Genomic DNA, 20,148 nt, shown 5'->3' with positions numbered 1-20,148 from the left:
GCGCTCATTCAATGGTTCAGAGGTATTTGCATGAATAAGAGCGATTTAGTTACAAAAATGGCGGAAATTAGTGGATTAACGAAGAAAGATTCACAGGCGGTGTTAAATGTCATTTTACAGGCCACTAAAAAGCGCTTGTCAGAAGGTGATCAGATGCAAATCAATGGACTTGGGACATTCGCGTTAAGTTATCATCCTCCAAAGCAAGGGCGTAATCCTCAAACAGGTGAGACCATCACCATTGAGGGACAAAACAAGGTATTGTTTAAGCCTGCTAAAGCACTTAAAGATAAATTATTGTAAATCGATCCCAGCTTGTTGCAGCGAGTTGAACCGCTGCAACAGTGTAGTTTCTGCAAAAATATACAACCACCTCTTGTTCTCATCATTTTGTGTAATCGTCAATTTTTATCTTCGGGACGAATGTATCAAAACTAAATAATTGTATTCTTATCAACAAAAGCCTCTTTGTGTAATACCTTGTAATTACCTGTAATTAACTTTTGGTGCACATGGTAACTATCATGTAACTCATTCTATAGGCTAAAATGGGAATGAGGATGAATACCATTATTGAACTAGCTGAGGCTCATCAGCAATGCCGCCGCCAAGCTATCAACTTGATTGTAAGTGAAAATCGTTTGTCTGAACCGGTCGCAAAATTATTGTCAAATGATTTAGCATCACGTTACGCGGCTCCTTTTTATGCTGGGACGGATATCTCACAAGAGATAACGCAACTCGCAATAGAAAAAACCAAATCTGTTTTTTCTGCACAATACGCAAATATTTCTCCAACTTCAGGAAGTAATAGTCTCATGGCTGTGATATTTGCACTTACGGAGCCTGGGGATAAGGTGGCACGTGTACCACCGTTTTTTCCCGGTGGTGGATACCCTTTCCAATATGAAGTGTTTCACAGACATTCATTACCTTTGGTATTTGATGATGCGCAGTGGCAACTTGATAAATCAGCATGTATTGAATTACTTCTAAAAGAACAGCCTAAACTCGTTGTGTTGGGCGCATCCATTTTTATGGTGCCGATGCCAGTACGAGAGCTTAGTGAGATAGTCCATAGCTATGGTGGCATTGTGGCTTACGATGGCTCACACAGCTTAGGATTGATAGCAGGTGGCCAATATCAAGATCCGCTTAAAGAAGGAGCTGATATTTTATTTGGCTCAACACATAAGACTTTCCCAGGTCCACAAGGGGGAATGATTGTCACCAATTCTGAACCGTTACATAGACGGATAGAAATTGTCTCTAACTTCACGCCCTTGAATGGACCGACTATGATCTGCAATCCTCACCTAGCAAGGATTGCGGCCTTAGGACTCACTTTGGATGAGGTGCCATGGCAACAATATGCGGCTCAAGTTGTGGCGAATGCACGCACCTTCGCAGATATATTTAAAAAGAGAGGGTTTACATTGAGGGGTGAATGTAACCCCAACTTTAACCATTCGACCTACTGTCATCAAGTCTTGCCTCTATTGGATAAAGCATCTGGCGTAAAACACAGAGACAAACTCAAAGAGCATGGCATATTTTGTGACGGATTTATGCGGGTGGGGACTGCTGAAATCACAAGACTGGGCTTCACTGAGCATGAGTGTGAAAGAGTAGCACAGAGAATGTGTGACATCGTACTGAGTCAACAACCTCTGATTTTGGACGCGAAACACGAGATTGCTGAGCTTGTTAGTGCACATAAAACGATTGTGATGTAGGGAGACCGCAGATGCATTTTTCCGAACGTTTATATCCGCAAGCAAGGCTTGGGATGCTACTCAATGGCATTGAAACAGAGGGGAATGTCATTGATTTGAGCATTGGGGAGCCAAATGTTCCCCTTGCGCAAGATGTTTTATCACAGATCCCCGATGGTTTTGAAGCACTGACCCAGTACCCTAAACCTGCTTTGCAATTCGAGCTACAAGAGACGATAGCTAGATGGCTGAGTAGACGATATAAACTTGATCTCCAATGCTTTTCAGCCAAAGACCAAATTACGATATTGGCAGGTAGTAGAGAAGGGATCTTTATGCTTCCTATTGCTTTGTTCAACCATCAACTACAACATGGTCAACCAATTACAGTGGCTATGCCAGATCCAGGCTATCCGATATATCTTGCGAGTGCTGAGAATGTTGGCGCAAAAGTACAGACTATTTCGCAAACACAGTTAAGCGAGTTAACTACTAGTGAGTTAGACGTTTATGCCTGCTGGGCTGAAATAGATCTCATGTTTGTCTGTTCGCCAAGCAACCCGACGGGAGAAGTGCTTTCACTTTTGCAGTGGACTCGATTAATTGAATTGGCAAAAGAGTATCAATTCATACTTGTTGCAGATGAATGCTATAGCGAAATATATAGTGAACCATTTGCACCGACAGGGTTACTGGAAGCGTGCGCAAAAATGGGCAACTCCAAATTTGAAAATTGCCTTGCTATTCATAGTCTGTCTAAACGCTCAGGATTACCCGGGTTACGTTCTGGTTTTATTGCTGGCGATACGCACTTGATTAAGTCCTTACAATCGTATCGAAATTATCATGGCGTTTCACTCTCGTCTATTCAGTTAAAAGGTTCACAAGCTGCTTGGTCTGACGAGCAACATGTCCTCAGTAATCGACAAGTTTACGGTCGTAAGTTTGACGAATTTTCAAAACAGTTTAGTGATTTATCTTGTTATCAGATGCCAGCGGGCGGGTTTTATATTTGGCTTGATGTTGGTTGTCCAGCCGAGAAATTCTGTCAGCGTTTGTATCAAGAGTTCGCTATAAAAGTTTTGCCGGGACATTACTTGGCGGTGAGTGATTTGACTGTTGAGGCGCTTCAACAATATGTTCGCATCGCCGTGGTATGTGAACAAGAGGATATTCCATTTATAGGGCAAGCAATTAAACAAACCATGCAGTTTTGTTGTCATTCAAACTCAGTTGGCGGCCATGTCGCCTAGATATGAAAAGGAAAATATGATGAATAATTCAGAATTAGCAAAAAAACAAACCAAGTTTAATACCATCATTGTCGGTTCAGGTTTTGGCGGAAGTGTTGCTGCATTGAGGTTATGCGAGCAGTTTAAACAAACTTCGACGAAAGATAAACCGGTACTGCTGTTAGAGCGCGGTAAAGACTGGTGGGGGAATTTAACTCGCGAGGATCAACCTAAGACGGTGCAAACACCAACCCCACCATTTTGTAATTATCGTCAGCCTGATGAGCGCTCTGCTTGGATGGCAATGGAGGAGCCTTTTGGAACGCCTGTTGGAGATCCGAGTCTAAATGACAAACCGTTAAACTTTAATGATGGTGTATTTGCTAAGCGACCGATCACTAAATATCCGGGGTTAGTCGAGACTATAGAAGCGGAAAACATGACGGTTTGGGTGGGCGCAGGTCTTGGGGGGACATCACAGGTATATAACACCATTTTCCAAAAGCCATCGGCAGATGCTTTTAACTTGGCTTTTAGAGATCCTGAACATCACGACACTAGGCTGTTAGACTATTGTCAGCTGGTAGATCACTACAATACAGTCGAAAAGATCATGCAGCCGACCACCATGGTGGATAATTGTAAAAATACGGATACTACTTTACAGTTCCTTAATGTTAAAAGCTGTGAGATCAGTGACTCTATTACTAAAAAAGAGATTGTTGAACTTGCCGAACACCATAATCGAGCGCAGATATCAGTAGCGGCATCACCTGATTATCTTTCTACACGAGTATTCTTATCCCAAGCGCAAAAACTACAGTCAGCATTAAAAACGGATCCATGTAAATTTTCAGAACAATACGGTATCACGGCAATTGAGCAAAAGTTTAGTACCTTAGCGCTTGACTGGTCAGTGGTAGCAAATGAGATATCTTGCAACATGCTACCTTCTGCGACAATCGGTGAAATGTGGTATGGCATGAACAGTTATTCAGAAGTGGAAGAGGGTGAAGAGAGAACACTCTTTGGCATAAAAAATAGTTTAGATAGAAATTACCTAGCAGAAGCAAAGGCAACAGAACAGCTTGATATTCAATGTCTCAGCGAAGTGATCAGTATTAATTTAATACCACCGACAAAAGATAAGAAGGCGGTGTATCGAGTTATCGTAAATAAAATTGATGAGACTAACGTCAATGCCGGTCAGCAAATAATATATGAGGCTGACAATGTCATTATGGCTGCGGGTTCCATGCATACCGCTAGGCTATTACTCGAATCATCAAATTCACCGAATTGTACCGATCTAAACGTTACCGGCTTGCCTAGTTTAAGCCCCTATGTAGGTAAATTCTGGGGTCAAAATGGCGACTTATTTGCGACACAGCTTTGTAATGAGCCAGTTCGCCCTGCCAATGGTGGTCCTGGCTCTGCTGAATGTGATTTCCGTTTTGGTAAGGATCCAAAACAATATCTAGATGATAACAGTGGGTCTCCATTTAGTAAGATGGTTGTGTATCCCGTTTGGTATGAAGAAAGCGTCTCTATTCAAAATACTTTGATGATGGGAGTTTGCCAAGACACTGCCCCTGGTCAGTTTGTCAAGCAAAGTGACGGCTCTTATCAGCTCTCTTATCCTCAAACGATAGAAATGAATGGTAAATATGAAGGCGGAATGGGAGATTCGATCAATACCGCTATTAATGCACTTACCGCTTGGAAAGAAGTAAATATTGAGGGTAGTGACAAAGCACAACTCGATCGCAAGCTTGCTCAGTTCAAAGGGTACCAGGGACCGCTGCGCTGCAGCACTAACACTAAACGTACATTAACAAGTAACGCTTCAGCCGAAAACGAACATTTTGATGTTGCCTATGGTATGACACCACACCCGCTAGGGGGCTGTGTAATTGGTAAAGCGTGTGATAATTATGGAAGAGTTAAAAGCGCGAACGGTGATGTGGTTGAAGGACTATATGTCATTGATGGCTCATTGATCCCTGGCAGTACAGGCGCTTGCACGCCTGCATGGACCATTGCTGCAGTAGCTGAGTATTGCATGGCTGAAATCGCGCCAGAGTTAGTTGGCAAAGTAAGCGATATGACTTCAGAAGGAAATTAACATGGCAATTTCATATGAAAGTGGAACTAAGCTTCCTATGAAGCATAGTTATGATGGTGATTATTCCAGTGCACTTGCAGAGCTTCGCAGTGGCATTAATCAAATCGATGAGCAATTAATTCGCTTGATTGCAGAGCGATTTAGTAAAGTGTCAGAAGTCGGTGACTTGAAGGCCATTTTTCACCTGCCAGTTGAGGACCTTCAGCGTGAGCATCTTGTATTGGAGCGGGCTCTTGAAACCGCAAAGAAAAATGGCTTATCTGAGTATCTAACTCGAGACTTAATGAGCGTTCTAATGAAGTATTCCAAGGCTGCTCAAGCTAAAAGAGTGAGAGGGTTGTAGTTGGTTTAACTGGTGCTTTAAAGGATCTCATGTAACCAAAGGGAGTATATCGACACTATACTCCCTTTTTTGCTAGCGTTTACTTTTGTGTTGCAGCTTTCATTCGCTCAACAAAGGTTTTTAGCTCAAAGCACATGGTGCTAGGGTCATCCAAGTGTTTTTCGATGATTTTCACCACCGCAGAGCCACTAATTGCACCTGCTGCACCTGATTTAATTGCATGCTTTACATGCTCCGGCTCAGAAATACCAAACCCTAGCAGTGGCGGCGCAGCATGATACTCGATAAGTTTGGTGATCATCTCTGTTGCCGGCATTTGTGCTGACGTTTCTGTACCAGTCACGCCTGCACGTGAAAGTAAATAAGTATAGCCACGGCCACGGGTGGCGCATTCTCGTAACGTATCATCGCAGGCATTCGGTGTGGCAATGAAAATAGGCGCGATGTCATTTGCCATTGCAGTGAGCCTAAACGGTTTGGCTTCGTGCAGTGGCACATCAGCAACTAAGATAGAATCCACACCCGCAGTTTTGGCATCTTGATAAAACCGCTCAATACCACGAGCAAAAATCAAGTTTGAGTAAAGCAACAAACCAATTGGAATATCACTGTTGTAACGACGAATTTCAGCGATGATCTCAAGACAGTCTTGCGTATTAACATTTTGCTCTAGAGCACGGATATTGGCTGCTTGGATAACAGGGCCATCGGCGATGGGATCAGAAAATGGAATACCTAGCTCCAATGCATCAGCACCACCGTCAATCAGGCTTTTGATGATCTCAATACTGAGTGTTTTATCGGGATCGCCAATCGTCACGAAAGGAACAAATGCACCTTGGTTTTTTTCATTTAAGTGCGCGAACATCGCGTCATAACGTCTCATAGTTCACCTCGCTCAGATAGTACCTGGTGGACGTGAGCTAAGTCTTTGTCTCCGCGACCACTTAAGTTAACAACAATCACCGTTTCTTCGGTTTGCGCTTCTGCATATTTTAGTGCGTATGCCAGAGCATGGCTCGATTCTAAGGCTGGAATAATACCTTCGTGTTTAGCTAGCGCTTGGAAAGCAGCTAAGGCTTCTGTATCACTAATACCGACGTATTGTGCTCTGCCTGTTTCATGTAAAAATGCGTGTTGAGGACCAACTGCTGGGTAGTCGAGGCCCGCTGACACAGAATAAGATTCTTCAATTTGGCCATCTTGGTTCTGCATGATGTAGGTATAGGCGCCGTGTAAAATACCCTTAGTACCTTTACATAGTGCCGCGCCGTGCTCATCAGTATCCAAGCCTTTACCTGCCGGTTCCACACCAATTAATTTCACGTCTTTTTCGTCAATAAAGTCTGCGAACATACCAATAGCATTTGAGCCGCCGCCCACACAAGCGATAACCGCATCAGGCAAACGACCTTCCGCTTTTAGTACTTGCTGTTTCGCCTCTTCGCCAATCATTTTTTGGAACTCACGGACAATCGTCGGGAAGGGGTGAGGACCTGCAGCCGTTCCGAGTAAATAATGTGCCGTTTTGTAGTTTGCAGACCAGTCTCTTAATGCTTCATTTACCGCGTCTTTTAATGTGCCCGAGCCCGCAGTAACTGGGATAACTTCGGCACCCATCAAACGCATTCTAAATACGTTTGGTTGCTGACGCTCAACATCTTTAGCTCCCATGTATACCCGGCACTTCAAGCCGAGTAAGGAGCAGGCTAGGGCGGTTGCAACACCATGTTGTCCAGCACCGGTTTCAGCAATGACTTCTTTTTTACCCATACGTTTAGTTAAGAGCGCTTGACCTAACACTTGGTTGGTCTTATGTGCACCACCGTGAAGTAAATCTTCACGCTTTAAGTATAGTTTGACCTTAGGGTTTTTAACTAAGTTGCGTGTCTTAGTCAGCGGGGTCGGGCGACCTGCAAATTCATTCAAAAGTTGATAAAACTCCTGTTGAAATTCTGGGTCTTTTTGTGACTTATAAAATTCCTGTTCTAACTGCTTTAATGCAGGTACGAGTAACTCGGGCACAAACATGCCTCCGAAGTCACCAAAATAAGCTGAATTACTCATGTCCACCTCAATATTTTCGAATTTGTGTAAACGCGTTAGCGATTTTTTGAGCGCATTTTTTACCAGGCGATTGCTCAACGCCTGAATTTAGGTCAAAACCATCGGCACCTATATTGACGGCACCGTGAATGTTGTCGGGGTTTAGGCCGCCAGCCAACATATAATTGCTTGAACTACGATTTAATAGCTGCCAATCAAACACTTGCCCCGTGCCACCAAATGCGGTGTCGGTTTTGGTATCGTACAATTGCTTGTCTACGCCAGCGAAGGGGCTTGGCAGTGCTGTGTCCACACCCTGTGCTTTCCAAATTTGACAGGTAACAGGTAGTTGTTTACGTAGCGTATCGATGTACAGCTCATCTTCGTTGCCATGTAATTGCACTGCACTAAGCTTTAAAATTTGCGCATACTCTGTAACTTGCTCAAGCGGTGCGTTAACGAATACACCAACGTACTTGAGCGGCGCACTATCAGCGACGGCCTTCGCACAATCAATGTCGACATAGCGAGGAGACTTTGGATAAAAGATAAGGCCACCGTACACCGCGCCCGCTTCATAAGCGGCTTGCGCATCTTGGCTTCGAGTAAGACCACACACTTTGTTTTCGCCCAAAATCAAGCGTCTGCAAGCAAGTTCTAAATCTTGCTCTGCCATCAATGAGCTACCAACCAAAAAGCCATCACAAATTGGTGACAAGCGTTTCACATCACGGTGTGTGTAAATACCAGACTCTGAAATCACTACTTTGTCTTCGGGGATTAACTTTCTTAGTTTCTCTGTAGTTGCTAAATCCGTTGATAAATCTCTGAGATCACGATTGTTAATACCGATAAGCTCAGCATCTAACGCAAGCGCTCGTGTCACTTCTGTTTCGGTGCTTACTTCCGTTAAAATCGACATATTAAGTGATTTGGCCACGTTCGCTAGTGCCACATATTCTTCGTCGTTTAATACAGACAACATCAAAAGAATGGCATCGCCACCGTGTAAGCGGGCGAGGTAAACTTGGTATTCATCAATAAAGAAGTCTTTACAGATCAGAGGCTGATCAACCAGCTTTCTCACCGTGGCAAGGTATTCATAACTGCCTTGAAAGTATTTTTCGTCGGTTAGCACGCTAATACATGTCGCGTACTTACGATAAACACTGGTAATTTCAGTCAAATCAAAATGTGAGCGAATAAGGCCTTTTGAAGGTGACGCCTTTTTGCACTCTAAAATAAATTGTGTCCCAGCTTGCGCCAACGCAGCGGTGAAGTTAAGCGTGGTGGGGGTTACTTCGTCGATAAAGTCACTTAACGGACGCTGCGCCTTACGCGCTTTTAATTCTTCGACTTTATCGGCAACAATTTTTTCTAATACATTAGCCATTACTCACCTCTACAATGTTAGCCAAGGTTGTCATGGCTTTCTTGCTTGCAAGCACTTCGCGTACTTGTTGGCTTGCGGTTTTAAAATTTGACGCCTTATCGGTTAATACCAGCAAAGCTGCAACGTTTGCAATGATAGCTGCATTGTGTGCAGCTTCGCCTTCACCATTTAAAATCGCAAGGCTCGCTTTCGCGTTATATTCTGGCGTATCACCAGCAATAGATTCAAGTGAATAGTTTTCTAGTCCAAAATCGTTTGGGGTAACGGTGTATTGCGTCACTTCACCATGCTTTACTTCTGCGACTAGCGTTTCGCCGTGTAGAGCAATTTCATCTGTGCCACTACCGTGAACTACCATCGCTCGTTTCGTACCTAAGTGGTTTAGCGTTTCTGCCATGGGTAAAACAAGGGCAGGGTCGTAAACGCCGAGTAATTGTACTTCTGGCTTGGCTGGGTTTGCCAATGGCCCCAGAATATTAAATATCGTGCGCGTTTTTAGTTGTGTGCGAACTGGCATAGCATGTTTTACACCTGCGTGGTAATGCGGTGCAAACAAAAAGGTAAAGCCGGTCTCTGCTAAGCACTTTTCTGCAAGTGCGGGAGTCATATCAATGTTGATCCCAAGTGCTTTTAGTAAATCCGCGGAACCTGATTTACTGCTTACGCTGCGATTACCGTGTTTGACCATATTAATGCCACATGCTGCGGCAACAATGGCGGCGGTGGTACTCACGTTGATGGTATTTGTGCCATCGCCACCCGTACCACAGCTGTCTGCTGCGAGTAGATCTTGCTTGTCAAATGCGGTGGCATGATCACGCATAGCCTGAGCTGCTCCGGCTATTTCCGCCGCTGTTTCACCTTTAAACTTTAGCGCAAGCAGCGCTGCGGTAAGTTCGATGTCACTCAGTTGTCCAGCCATAATATCGCTAAACAAGGATTTGGCGGCGTCAAACGATAAATCTTGTTGCTGTAATAGAGGTTGTAACTTTTCCATCGTGATCTCCTAAGCGCTAAGGTACGCGATACTTTGTTGTAATAGCTGAGCGCCATTGGGGGTCAATATTGATTCTGGGTGAAATTGATAGCCAATCACTTTGTGTTCACTGTGATAGATAGCCATCGGAATGGCCTGATATCTCGCGATCACTTGCAGTGCTGGTGGTACGCTTGTTGCCATTAGAGAGTGATAACGCGCCACGGGGAATTGTGTTCCAAGTCCGGCAAATACCGGATGCTCATCCGCTTCAATAATAGAAGATTTACCATGTACCGTCTCACCTGCTTTACCAACTTCACCACCATAACTCTGAGTTAGGGCTTGTTGACCGAGGCAAATTCCAAGCATGGGGAATTTACCTTTACATAGCTCAATTAACGCGAGCAAACAGCCTGCTTCCGATGGCGCGCCAGGTCCAGGTGATAAAACTAAGATCACAGGATCAACTTCTGCACACATTTTGTTGAAAATGGTTTCGGCAGAGATGTTGTTACGATAAACGACCAAGTCGAGTCCTAGCAGGCTAAGCTCATCCACAAGGTTATAACTGAAAGAATCAAAATTATCTAAAAAGTATACCTTAGTCATGGTTTGCTCCTTCATACGTGGACTGTACTGCTTTAATCACTGCCATGGCTTTAGCTTTGGTTTCATTTGCTTCACTTTGTGGATTTGAATCAAACACGACACCTGCACCCGCTTGCACGTAAGCAACGTTATCTTTTACAAACGCGGAGCGAATTACGATGCAGCTGTCCATCGCACCATTGCCCATCAAATAACCTACCGCGCCGCCGTAACTACCACGACGCTGCTTTTCTGTATGGCGAACAAGTTCTGCGGCTTTAACTTTTGGTGCGCCGACGAGAGTGCCCATATTCATACAAGCCTGATAGGCGTGGAGGGCATCTAAATCCGGCTTTAATTGGCCTACGACGCGCGATACTAAATGCATGACTTGTGAGTAGCGGTCCACTTTCAATAATTCTTTTGCGTGTCGAGTACCTGCAATACTGATCCGTGCGACATCGTTACGCGCGAGGTCAACAAGCATAAGGTGCTCTGCACGCTCTTTTTGATCGTTGCGCAGCTCAAGTTCAATACGGCTATCTAAATCTGGATTGATACTACCATCAGCAAACTTACCTCGTGGTCTCGTTCCCGCGATGGGATAGACTTCAACTTGGTTACTCTGCTCACAATATTTGAGTGCCGACTCTGGAGATGCGCCAAATAACACAAAGCGTTCATCCTTCATATAAAACATGTAAGGACTAGGGTTTTGTAGTTTAAGCTGTTTATAGGCGGCGAGTGAGTTGTGGCAAGGAAGTGAAAAAGTGCGAGAGGGAACGACTTGGAAAATGTCACCGTTGATAATGTTGGTTTTCAACTTTTCAACGTGTTGACAATATTCGTCGTCACTCACATTGACTTTGACGTCTGCGCCGCCACTTTGTGGCTCAAACTGAAATTCAGTGATTTGGTCACATTGACTGTTTAGCTCTTCTAGTTGTTTGCCTACTTCAAAACAATTGGCGTGAACCTCAGGGCCATTGAAAACATTACCAATGAGCTCAGTAGCTCGTGCTTGATGATCGATCACAACTAAGGTTTCAGCGAGATAGAAAACATAGTCAGGACAGTCGTTGTCTCCATCTGGTACTTCAGGAAGTTGCTCAAAGTTTGCCACCATATCATAGGCGAATACTCCACCTAAAAAGACGGAAAACGGCGTATCTGAGTTACGTTTAATTTCATTGATACAGGTTCTGAGCGCACTAAAGGCGTTATCCGCTTTTAGTTTTGTATGCTCATCAATGTTACTTTCCAATGCGTTGTACGTGAGCGTCAAAGTATTATCATTGAGGATCACGTCACAATTTGTGACCTTTTGCGCAAGGTACGGTAGCAACTGAGCACCATTGTTAGACAAGGCTTTGGCAATGACTTGGGCGCCGTTACATTCGAATCGAATCGCACTATCCACAAGCACGATACTTTTCACATTGTCTTTAGACTCTATTTCTGCTGATTCGAGCAGTAACGAGTTTGTTTTGTTTAAACCTGCGTATAAAGACAGTGGGCTGGCAATATAATCGCGCCTTTGTCTTATACTGGTGACCTCACCTGGTGTGGTCGTTATATGACTAAAAATCAAACCTCATTCCTCTTAATTTCTAGATATTCTGTTTAGAAAATAAAAAACCCCCGAAAGCTGAGCTCTGCGGGGGTTATTGTTCAGACACAACAATACCGTCCCGCTAGGGCATCCACCACCACCAAATTGTGTTTACTGTGATATTGTTGTTCATAAAAGCCTCTAAAAAGTATAAAAAAACCCGCGACATTGCGCGGGTTGATAAATCGTAGATATAACGAAACACACCCGCTTAGTTCGAGTGCCACCACCAAATGTTTTTTTGAATTTGTTTGTTCATTTGTGAATATTTCGTTGTTTAATCTAAATTAGCTACAGTAAACCCTATTCTTGCTACAAGTGTCAAGGACAAATATCAGAAAATAACCTAAGGTCGTATCAGTTAACTTGTGATATAATCAAAACGTTGATAATTCATAGAGATAGTTAATACATTTTGATTAAATATGACCTCCACAGCCATACTACTTTTTCCGATGGCCGCTTAGCTGTTGATGAATTGCTTGAGCGAGCAACGGAAAAAGGCGTTGATATTCTTGCAATTACCGATCATGACACGATAGATGCGATCCAGCCTGCCCGTGACTACATTAACCAAAATAATCTCACGTTAGAACTTATTAATGGCGTTGAAATTTCCACAAAGTGGGAAAGCTTTGAGATCCATATCGTTGGATTAAATTTTGATCCTGAGCATGAAGCATTAACAAAGTTGCTGCACGAACAGCAGCAAAAGCGAGAAGCCAGAGCAAAAGAGATCGGCGAGCGATTAGCCAAAAAGGGCTATGAGCATGTCTACGAAGATGCCCTTGCACTTGCCCAAACTGCGCAGATCACCAGAGCGCATTTTGCTCAAGTGCTGGTTGAGCGAGGTGTGGCTAAAAGTGTACAAAGCGTTTTCAATAAATTTTTAGCACGTGGCAAGACTGGGTATGTGCCAAGTCAATGGTGCGATATACACACGGCGGTTGCGGCTATTCATGCCGCGGGTGGTGTAAGTGTGTTGGCGCATCCTGCTCGGTATAAAATGTCGAATAAGTGGCTAAGAAAGTTAATTGCTGAATTTAAAGCGGTTGGGGGAGCTGCAATGGAAGTTGCACAGCCACAGCAAGCGCCTACTGAGCGCCAATTTTTGGGGCGACTAAGTCAAGAGTTTGAATTGTTAGCAAGCCAAGGGTCAGATTTCCACTTCCCAATGCCTTGGGTCGACCTTGGTCGTAACTTGTATTTACCTAAAGATTGTCAAGGAGTTTGGCGTCATTGGGGAGGCAAAGAGGAATAAGCTTATGAGTCAATTTTTTCATATTCACCCAGATAACCCGCAAACGCGTTTAATTCGCCAAGCGGCTGATATTATTGAGCAAGGTGGCGTGGTGGTGTTTCCAACCGACTCCGGCTATGCCATTGGTTGCAACCTCGGTAATAAGCAAGCTAAGGAGCGGATAGAGCGGATCCGCGGCATCGAAAAGCATCATAACTTTACTCTTTTATGTCGTGATTTGTCGGAGCTTTCGACCTATGCTCGTGTCGATAATCAAATGTTTAGGATGATTAAAAATAATACGCCCGGCCCGTACACGTTTATCTTTAAAGGGACGAAAGAAGTTCCTCGCCGTTTGCTCAATGAGAAGAAAAAAACCATCGGGATCCGTGTTACTGATAACCCAATTACCTGCGCATTGTTGGAAGCACTAGGTGAACCTTTGATGTCATGCTCTTTGATTTTGCCAGGAGAGCAGTTTACTGAGTCTGACCCCGATGATATCCGCATGCGTCTTGAGAAGCACGTAGACTTGATCATTCATGGTGGCTATTTAATCGAGCAAGCAACCACCGTTATTGATATGTCTGAAGATACCATTGAAATTTTGCGTCGTGGCTGTGGTGATACGTCGCCTTTTGAATAACGCATGTTGAGATGACAGAAGCACTCCAACAGAAATTACCGCTAGCTTTTTTACACGGTGAAGCGGTAATTGAAAAGCCGGAAGATCTTTATATTCCCCCCGAAGCCCTAGAAGTTATCTTAGAGACCTTTGAAGGCCCGTTGGACTTACTGCTTTATCTTATTAAAAGACATAAATTAGATATTCTAGAATTACCGATTTTTAGTATTACTCAGCAGTATGTTCAGTACGTTGAAATGATGAAGGACATGCAGCTCGAACTTGCGGGTGAATACTTGGTGATGGCAGCTTTGCTGGCACAAATAAAATCAAGAATGCTACTACCAAAACACGAAGAGTTAGAGGAAGAGGAAGATCCCAGAGCTGAGCTGGTGAGACGCTTGCAGGAATACGAGCAATTTAAGCAAGCCGCTGAAAACTTAGATGAGATCCCTCGTGTTGAGCGTGATATCTTTGTCGCTCATGCATTGGTAGACAGTAGTACCGACTCTGAGCCAGAATTCCCAGACATTGAACTGAGGGAATTACTTTTGGCGCTGTCGGAAGTGATGGCCCGAGCCAAGACCTTTGAGCACCATCATATATCCGCTGAAGTACTTTCAACCCGAGAGCGTATGAGCTTTATATTGCAATTGCTACGAGAACAGAATAAGCCGGTAGAATTTGCGCGATTTTTTACCTTGGACGAAGGGCGCAGTGGTGTGGTGGTTACTTTTATTGCCATGCTCGAACTCATTAAGGAGCAATTGGTTGACTATATTCAGTCAGCAACGGCAGCGTCGATTTACCTGCATTTAAAAGGCTAGGGGATGGCTGCAGCCTCTGCTATACTCCGCATTTTTATCTTCAAGCATAAAATATGAAAAGACGCGTTAGCGATGAACAACTGGTTGAATTGGTTGAAGCAGCAATTTTCGTTTCTGATAAGCCGTTATCTAAAAAGCGCTTAAAAGAAACCGTGCTGGAAGATATCAGTGTGTCATCACCGCGTATTGATCAGGCACTGGAAACACTGGTAAATCATTATCAAACTCGCGGCGTAAGGCTGGTTGAAGTTGGTACCGGATACCGGTTTCAAGCTTGCCCGAGCTTGAGCCCTTGGCTAAGTAAACTGTGGCAGGAAAAAGCACCAAAATACTCACGTGCTACACTTGAGACTTTGGCATTGATTGCTTACCGACAACCAATCACTCGAGGCGAAATAGAGCAAGTGCGCGGGGTCACCGTGAGTTCTAATATTATCAAAAGCTTGATAGATCGCGAGTGGATAAAAGTGGTGGGTTATAAAGAGGTACCGGGCAAACCAGCATTGTATGCAACGACAAAACAATTTTTAGATTACTTCTCATTATCTGGTCTTGGGGAATTACCTCGGTTACCTGATCAACATAATGAGAAAATAGAACAGTTATTAAACGATCCTTCTGTGAGAGAACCATCTGAATGAGTGAAAAACTACAAAAAGTATTGGCAAGAGCTGGCGTTGGCTCAAGACGCGAAATGGAAAAGTATATTGAGTCTAACCGCGTAAGTGTAGATGGAAAAGTTGCCAAGCTAGGAGACCGAGTGGAAGAGACTTCGGTGATCCGTGTAGATGGACATATTGTTAAAATAGAACAGCAAGAAGAGCGCATCTGTCGCGTACTTATGTACCATAAGCCTGAAGGTGAGCTATGTACTCGTCGCGACCCTCAAGGTCGTCGCACTGTATTCGATAGGCTACCTAAGTTAGATGGTGACCGTTGGATAGCAATTGGGCGATTAGATATCAATACATCAGGCCTATTGCTTTTTACCAATGATGGTGAGCTAGCTAATCGCTTGATGCATCCAAAATACGAAGTCGAACGTGAATATTCTGCTCGGGTATTTGGTGAAGTAACAAACCAAACGTTGCGTACATTAACCAAAGGCGTTGAGCTAGAAGACGGTCCCGCAAAATTCCTTAAGATTAAGCCACTTGGTGGTGAAGGTCTGAATAAGTGGTTCAACGTAACACTGACGGAAGGGCGTAATCGTGAAGTCAGGCGTCTTTGGCAGTCACAAGGTGTTGAAGTGTCGCGCTTGATCCGTATCCGTTATGGTAAATTAGAGCTTAACAAGCGTTTGCCACAAGGTGGATGGGAAGAATTAAAATTAGAAGATGTTAACTACTTACGCAAATCGGTGAGTATGAGAGCCGAGCAGCAAACTAAGTTGTCGGTCATGCCAGAAAAGCGTAAAGACAAGCGCGCGAAAATTAATAAGATCCGCAAAGCAGTGAAAAAGCATAATCAAAGGGTCAAAACCCCGAGAAGAAAGTAATTTAAGCTTTTCTAAAACACCACACCAGCCTAGCTGGTGTTTTTGTATTTGATAAGGAAATTCAAATGAAAGAGACGTTTGCTGGTAGTTGTCTGTGTGGTCAGGTTAAATATCTTGTAGAGGGCAACGCGCAGGGCTTTTATCTATGTCATTGTGAGTATTGTCAAAAAGACACTGGTTCCGCACATGCTGCGAATCTATTTTTTCAAAATGCAGTGCTAACTTGGCTTGCGGGCGAAAAGTTAATAACCCGCTTTACTTTACCGAATACTAAGCACGTTAAAGCCTTTTGTGCTCGTTGTGGCTCTGCATTACCAAACCAGCAGCCTGTTGGTTTAGTGGTACCAGCTGGTAGCTTAGATGATGCGCCGAGTCTTACGCCAACTGCACATCTATTTATCGCGAGTAAAGCGAAGTGGGATGAAAAATTAGAGCAAGTGCTGGCGTTTGAAACCTTGCCGAGAGATAAACTTAGGTAATATAGAAGGCTGCAATTGTGGATTTGCAGCCTTTAAAATACTAGTTAGTAGGTTTGGGCATCTAAAGATTGGCCATTAACCCCGATTGAGTCATCAGACATCAAGTACAGGTATGTTGGCATTAATTCTTCAGGTGTTTTTAGTTTATCTTTATCTTCACCTGGGAATGCTGATGCACGCATACTTGTTCTTGTCGCACCTGGATTAATGCAGTTGATGCGAATATTGGTTTTACCCACTTCTTCGGCCCAAGTTTGCATCATACCTTCGGTTGCGAATTTAGAAATTGCATACGCTCCCCAAAACTCACGACCTTTACGTCCTACACCCGATGAAGTAAAGACGATAGAAGCGTTAGGTGCTTTTCTCATTACTGGGAATAATGATTTAGTGATCACCGCTTGGGCTGTTACGTTTACCTTCATTATGTTTTCGAAGGTTGAAACGCAAAAGTGTTCCATTGGACCTAAAGAGCCTAAAATAGACGCATTATTTAGCAAGCCGTCAAGCTTACCAAATTGCTGCTCGATAGTGGCAGCCAAGTCTCGGAAGTGTTGTTTGGTTGCACCACGTAAATCTAAAGGTACAATTGCAGGCTGTGGGTAACCGGCGTTAACAATTTCATCATAAACGGCTTCTAGTTTACTGGTGGTTTTGCCCAATAAAATAACCGTTGCACCATATTTGGCGTAATTAATCGCCGCAACACGGCCGATGCCGTCGCCAGCACCTGTTACTAATATCGTTTTATTCGCAAGTGCGTTTTCAGGAGCTTGATAAGTCTGCATTCTGGACTCCAATTAAGATGTTTGGGTCATTTTATCACAATGCAGTAGCAAGTTAGCGAATTTATTGTAAATATGGCTGGCGAAATAACAAAGTTTGAGTTAAGTTTAACTGGTCTAATGTCTTATTAAAAATGCAATTACATAGATTTAACGAGAATTATCACAATAATAATAAGATTATGTCGGAGCCTATAAAATGAAAAAAATGCTACTCTCACTCGCAGTATCAGCAGCTCTTGCTGGCTGTGGAGGCGGTGAAACGTTAGAAGATGTAAAAAATGATACTACACCCGTTTCTCCAACGATTTCTGTTAAATTTGATCCATCAGGCGGTGTGATCTCAGTTCCAAACGATATCCTTTTATCCGGCACTCAAGACGGAACTCTAAACTTACCTGACGAAATGTTAGGAATGAAGGATGGTGAAGGTAATCCTCTGGTGACACGTGCAAGCTATGCAAACCCAAGTATTGTGGTTGGTGCCTTAGATGGTTGGTCAACACAAATGCCCTATGTTATCGACATGACGACACCGAATGGGTTGACATTAGATGCGCAAAGCGTCATGACTCCCGGCGCCGTACGAATTTTTGAAGTTGAAATGGGTGGACCATTACAAACTGACGAACAGTGTGCGCAGCTACCGTCAGGGATAGCATGTAAATTTGTTGCTGAATTGGAGTTTGGTCCCCAAGGCGATTTCGTAGCGATGACGAATGGAGCTGGAAATGGCATTGTAGTGGTTCCTGTCAAGCCGCTTAAACCAAGTACGACTTATATTACTGTTTTAACCCGCACTTTGAAGGACTCCAGCGGACAAAGTGTTGACCCATCATCGACGTATAGCTTATTGCGTCAAAACGCACCACTGGTGACCGATGCGCAAAAATCCTTGCAAGCAGTAATACAAAGTTATGAGGAAGCGGTTACCAAAGCTGGGGTAGATGGTACCGAAATTATTTACACTGCAGCTATGACTACACAATCAGCTGGTGCTGGTTTAGCTGCGACTAAAGCTTTACTTGCACAATCACTCGCAAAGAACGCTCCACCAGTAATCGCAGTTCCTGGTCAGGCACCGATGACGGTTGCTGACGCACTGGAAGGTAAAGTGCCAGCGGCTTTATTGCCTGCTTTCCAACAAATTAAATTAATGCGTGGTGTTATTCAACTTCCTCAGTATTTAGCGAAGCCAAAAACAGGTGGCATTGAAGCATTAGCAGATACCTACTGGCAAGCGTTATGCGACAGCCCAGTTACACTGGGTGGGTATGTTGCACAAGGTGGCCAATTACCCCAAGTAACAGAAGGAGATGATAAGCTTTGTGAGAGCTTCCCTGTGCCTGAAGGTGTGCCGAAATTTAGAAGTATTGGCGTGGATAAACAGCGTTTTATTACCCAATATAACCCAATTCCTAAGCAGCAATGGCTTGCTAATGTGCCTGTGCAAATTACATTTCCTGCTAACGATGCGGCGCGTCCAGAAAGCGGATGGCCAGTGGTTATTCTCCAACATGGGATCACCAGCAAGAAAGAAGATATGCTTGGCTTAACCTTGTCTCTTACGCAAGCAGGCTTTGCGACGGTAGCAATCGACCACCCGATGCACGGCGAGCGCGGCATTGATATTGACGGTGATGGCAACGACGAGTTTAATGCGTCGACGGGTAGTGTACTTTCTTACATGAATCTAACATCGTTGTTAGTTGCGCGTGATAACTTAAAGCAATCAGCTGCAGATTTAATGGGGTTACGTTTAGGCTTAAACTTTATTAATCAAGCATCTGGTGGCCAAGTTAACTTCAATACCCAGCAAGTTAGTTACCTAGGTCACTCACTTGGTTCAGTTGTAGGCCCAAGCTTCCTCGCTCAAACCAATGCGCCATTAAATCCAGCAATTGATGGCTTCTTTAAAGTTGAGTCAGCAGCACTTGCAAGTGGTGGTTCGGGCATTGCTAACTTCTTGATTGAGTCAAAATCATTTGGTCCGTTTGTACAAGGCTCCGTGTTGAGTTCTGCAGGTAATCTCGCATCGCAAGCGTTTAATGCCTATCTGCAAGAAGGCGCAGTTGCTGACTGTGGTACGTTTGCTGCGGATCAAAGCAAATATATTTCTTGTGCATATGGAACGTTTAGAGCGAATTTAGAAGCGGCTGGAGACACCGCGACATTAGCACTGATTGATGGTACGGTGACGCAATTCGGTTTTGCAGCACAAACCGCATTAGATAGTGCAGATCCACTAAACTATGCAGCTTCCGTGAAAGTGCTACAAACGCCAGTATATATGAGTGTTGTTACGGGTGGTGTTGGTGGCAATGCAGCTGACCTGGTTATTCCTCCAACAACAGAGCGTAGCTTCTTGTCAGGTAGCTTACCACTTGCTGGTTTCATGGGCTTAATGCCAGCAAGTGAAACGCAAATGAGTCAAGACGGAACACCTGGAAGTTATGTGGTGAAGTTCTCTCAGGGCCATCACAGTTCAATCTTAACGACAGGCTTTGATGAAAAAGCCGGTGGCACAGCAGCAGGACACGCAGCGGCGTCAATTGAAATGCAAACACAAGTTGCAAGCTTCTTGAAGTCAAAGGGCTTGGTTTTACAAGTATCTAACCCAGATGTTGTTGCAAACTAAGACATTTTTCGAGACTATAAAAG

The 20,148-nt window shown here is 44.0% G+C and carries 19 protein-coding genes; 12 read left to right on the top strand and 7 right to left on the bottom strand.

From position 1 onward, the window contains the following. Nucleotides 1-30: 30 nt before the first annotated feature. The 5 genes from CWC29_RS08465 (at nucleotide 31) to CWC29_RS08445 (ending at nucleotide 5,415) form a co-directional block, all read left to right on the top strand. Nucleotides 31-303 carry an HU family DNA-binding protein gene (locus CWC29_RS08465; protein ID WP_138523927.1) on the top strand — a complete coding sequence of 91 codons (273 nt, stop codon included), beginning with the start codon at nucleotides 31-33 and terminating at the stop codon, nucleotides 301-303. Nucleotides 304-560: 257 nt separating this feature from the next. Then, nucleotides 561-1,736, top strand: coding sequence for a DegT/DnrJ/EryC1/StrS family aminotransferase (locus CWC29_RS08460; protein WP_161568677.1), 1,176 nt, complete (start codon nucleotides 561-563; stop codon nucleotides 1,734-1,736). A gap of 11 nt (nucleotides 1,737-1,747) precedes the next feature. After that, nucleotides 1,748-2,968, top strand: coding sequence for an aminotransferase class I/II-fold pyridoxal phosphate-dependent enzyme (locus tag CWC29_RS08455; protein WP_128726386.1), 1,221 nt, complete (start codon nucleotides 1,748-1,750; stop codon nucleotides 2,966-2,968). Nucleotides 2,969-2,984: 16 nt separating this feature from the next. Further along, a complete protein-coding gene (locus CWC29_RS08450) occupies nucleotides 2,985-5,072 on the top strand; it encodes a GMC oxidoreductase (RefSeq protein WP_209319042.1) in 2,088 nt (695 codons plus the stop codon). Between the two features lies 1 nt (nucleotide 5,073). Further along, complete coding sequence (locus tag CWC29_RS08445; protein WP_138523929.1) at nucleotides 5,074-5,415, top strand: chorismate mutase; 342 nt, start codon at nucleotides 5,074-5,076, stop codon at nucleotides 5,413-5,415. 79 nt (nucleotides 5,416-5,494) lie between these two features. Here the strand turns inward: CWC29_RS08445 and trpA are convergent, their stop codons facing one another. The 6 genes from trpA to CWC29_RS08415 are packed head-to-tail and all read right to left on the bottom strand — an operon-like array spanning nucleotide 5,495 to nucleotide 12,012. After that, the gene (gene trpA / locus CWC29_RS08440; protein ID WP_138523931.1) at nucleotides 5,495-6,301 is read right to left on the bottom strand and encodes a tryptophan synthase subunit alpha; all 807 of its coding nucleotides are present in this window, start codon (nucleotides 6,299-6,301) and stop codon (nucleotides 5,495-5,497) included. Further along, nucleotides 6,298-7,482 (bottom strand): tryptophan synthase subunit beta, encoded by a 1,185-nt coding sequence (trpB, locus tag CWC29_RS08435; protein ID WP_128726389.1) that lies wholly within the window; start codon nucleotides 7,480-7,482, stop codon nucleotides 6,298-6,300. The genes trpA and trpB overlap by 4 nt, the downstream gene beginning before the upstream one ends. A 7-nt stretch (nucleotides 7,483-7,489) precedes the next feature. After that, complete coding sequence (trpCF, locus tag CWC29_RS08430; protein ID WP_138523933.1) at nucleotides 7,490-8,854, bottom strand: bifunctional indole-3-glycerol-phosphate synthase TrpC/phosphoribosylanthranilate isomerase TrpF; 1,365 nt, start codon at nucleotides 8,852-8,854, stop codon at nucleotides 7,490-7,492. Then, a complete protein-coding gene (trpD, locus tag CWC29_RS08425; protein ID WP_138523935.1) occupies nucleotides 8,847-9,851 on the bottom strand; it encodes an anthranilate phosphoribosyltransferase in 1,005 nt (334 codons plus the stop codon). Before trpD ends, trpCF begins: the two co-directional genes overlap by 8 nt. A gap of 9 nt (nucleotides 9,852-9,860) precedes the next feature. After that, nucleotides 9,861-10,442, bottom strand: a complete 582-nt coding sequence (locus tag CWC29_RS08420; RefSeq protein ID WP_010378569.1) for an aminodeoxychorismate/anthranilate synthase component II — start codon at nucleotides 10,440-10,442, stop codon at nucleotides 9,861-9,863. Then, nucleotides 10,435-12,012: an anthranilate synthase component 1 gene (locus tag CWC29_RS08415; RefSeq protein WP_128726392.1), complete on the bottom strand. Its 1,578-nt coding sequence runs from the start codon at nucleotides 12,010-12,012 to the stop codon at nucleotides 10,435-10,437. The genes CWC29_RS08420 and CWC29_RS08415 overlap by 8 nt, the downstream gene beginning before the upstream one ends. A 436-nt stretch (nucleotides 12,013-12,448) precedes the next feature. Here CWC29_RS08415 and rnm point away from each other — a divergent pair, with 436 nt between their 5' ends. The 6 genes from rnm (at nucleotide 12,449) to CWC29_RS08385 (ending at nucleotide 16,702) form a co-directional block, all read left to right on the top strand. Then, entirely contained in the window at nucleotides 12,449-13,294 is an 846-nt protein-coding gene (rnm, locus tag CWC29_RS08410) for an RNase RNM (protein WP_138523937.1), read from the top strand. A gap of 4 nt (nucleotides 13,295-13,298) precedes the next feature. Further along, on the top strand, nucleotides 13,299-13,919 hold the full coding sequence (locus CWC29_RS08405; protein ID WP_010378577.1) for an L-threonylcarbamoyladenylate synthase: 621 nt from the start codon (nucleotides 13,299-13,301) through the stop codon (nucleotides 13,917-13,919). 11 nt (nucleotides 13,920-13,930) lie between these two features. After that, nucleotides 13,931-14,725 (top strand): segregation and condensation protein A, encoded by a 795-nt coding sequence (locus tag CWC29_RS08400; protein WP_128726394.1) that lies wholly within the window; start codon nucleotides 13,931-13,933, stop codon nucleotides 14,723-14,725. Between the two features lie 53 nt (nucleotides 14,726-14,778). After that, complete coding sequence (scpB, locus tag CWC29_RS08395; RefSeq protein ID WP_128726395.1) at nucleotides 14,779-15,366, top strand: SMC-Scp complex subunit ScpB; 588 nt, start codon at nucleotides 14,779-14,781, stop codon at nucleotides 15,364-15,366. Further along, nucleotides 15,363-16,223: a 23S rRNA pseudouridine(2605) synthase RluB gene (gene rluB, locus CWC29_RS08390; RefSeq protein ID WP_128726396.1), complete on the top strand. Its 861-nt coding sequence runs from the start codon at nucleotides 15,363-15,365 to the stop codon at nucleotides 16,221-16,223. Before scpB ends, rluB begins: the two co-directional genes overlap by 4 nt. 65 nt (nucleotides 16,224-16,288) lie before the next feature. Further along, entirely contained in the window at nucleotides 16,289-16,702 is a 414-nt protein-coding gene (locus tag CWC29_RS08385) for a GFA family protein (RefSeq protein ID WP_128726397.1), read from the top strand. Between the two features lie 44 nt (nucleotides 16,703-16,746). Here the strand turns inward: CWC29_RS08385 and CWC29_RS08380 are convergent, their stop codons facing one another. Next, nucleotides 16,747-17,490 carry a YciK family oxidoreductase gene (locus tag CWC29_RS08380; protein WP_010604961.1) on the bottom strand — a complete coding sequence of 248 codons (744 nt, stop codon included), beginning with the start codon at nucleotides 17,488-17,490 and terminating at the stop codon, nucleotides 16,747-16,749. A gap of 196 nt (nucleotides 17,491-17,686) precedes the next feature. Here CWC29_RS08380 and CWC29_RS08375 point away from each other — a divergent pair, with 196 nt between their 5' ends. Then, nucleotides 17,687-20,125, top strand: a complete 2,439-nt coding sequence (locus CWC29_RS08375; protein ID WP_138523939.1) for a VolA/Pla-1 family phospholipase — start codon at nucleotides 17,687-17,689, stop codon at nucleotides 20,123-20,125. Nucleotides 20,126-20,148 lie beyond the last annotated feature (23 nt).

The organism is Pseudoalteromonas galatheae (genome assembly GCF_005886105.2).
GTDB lineage: Bacteria > Pseudomonadota > Gammaproteobacteria > Enterobacterales > Alteromonadaceae > Pseudoalteromonas > Pseudoalteromonas galatheae.
The sequence above is the reverse complement of the archived record's forward strand: the minus strand, read 5'-3'. Positions and strand labels throughout refer to the sequence as shown.

Excerpts from the sequence above, each read along its gene's own strand:
- CWC29_RS08465 (WP_138523927.1), top strand. The coding sequence starts at position 31 with ATGAATAAGAGCGATTTAGTTACAAAAATGGCGGAAATTAGTGGATTA.
- CWC29_RS08460 (WP_161568677.1), top strand. The coding sequence starts at position 561 with ATGAATACCATTATTGAACTAGCTGAGGCTCATCAGCAATGCCGCCGC.
- CWC29_RS08455 (WP_128726386.1), top strand. The coding sequence starts at position 1,748 with ATGCATTTTTCCGAACGTTTATATCCGCAAGCAAGGCTTGGGATGCTA.
- CWC29_RS08450 (WP_209319042.1), top strand. The coding sequence starts at position 2,985 with ATGATGAATAATTCAGAATTAGCAAAAAAACAAACCAAGTTTAATACC.
- CWC29_RS08445 (WP_138523929.1), top strand. The coding sequence starts at position 5,074 with ATGGCAATTTCATATGAAAGTGGAACTAAGCTTCCTATGAAGCATAGT.
- trpA (WP_138523931.1), bottom strand. The coding sequence starts at position 6,301 with ATGAGACGTTATGACGCGATGTTCGCGCACTTAAATGAAAAAAACCAA.
- trpB (WP_128726389.1), bottom strand. The coding sequence starts at position 7,482 with ATGAGTAATTCAGCTTATTTTGGTGACTTCGGAGGCATGTTTGTGCCC.
- trpCF (WP_138523933.1), bottom strand. The coding sequence starts at position 8,854 with ATGGCTAATGTATTAGAAAAAATTGTTGCCGATAAAGTCGAAGAATTA.
- trpD (WP_138523935.1), bottom strand. The coding sequence starts at position 9,851 with ATGGAAAAGTTACAACCTCTATTACAGCAACAAGATTTATCGTTTGAC.
- CWC29_RS08420 (WP_010378569.1), bottom strand. The coding sequence starts at position 10,442 with ATGACTAAGGTATACTTTTTAGATAATTTTGATTCTTTCAGTTATAAC.
- CWC29_RS08405 (WP_010378577.1), top strand. The coding sequence starts at position 13,299 with ATGAGTCAATTTTTTCATATTCACCCAGATAACCCGCAAACGCGTTTA.
- CWC29_RS08400 (WP_128726394.1), top strand. The coding sequence starts at position 13,931 with ATGACAGAAGCACTCCAACAGAAATTACCGCTAGCTTTTTTACACGGT.
- scpB (WP_128726395.1), top strand. The coding sequence starts at position 14,779 with ATGAAAAGACGCGTTAGCGATGAACAACTGGTTGAATTGGTTGAAGCA.
- rluB (WP_128726396.1), top strand. The coding sequence starts at position 15,363 with ATGAGTGAAAAACTACAAAAAGTATTGGCAAGAGCTGGCGTTGGCTCA.
- CWC29_RS08385 (WP_128726397.1), top strand. The coding sequence starts at position 16,289 with ATGAAAGAGACGTTTGCTGGTAGTTGTCTGTGTGGTCAGGTTAAATAT.
- CWC29_RS08380 (WP_010604961.1), bottom strand. The coding sequence starts at position 17,490 with ATGCAGACTTATCAAGCTCCTGAAAACGCACTTGCGAATAAAACGATA.
- CWC29_RS08375 (WP_138523939.1), top strand. The coding sequence starts at position 17,687 with ATGAAAAAAATGCTACTCTCACTCGCAGTATCAGCAGCTCTTGCTGGC.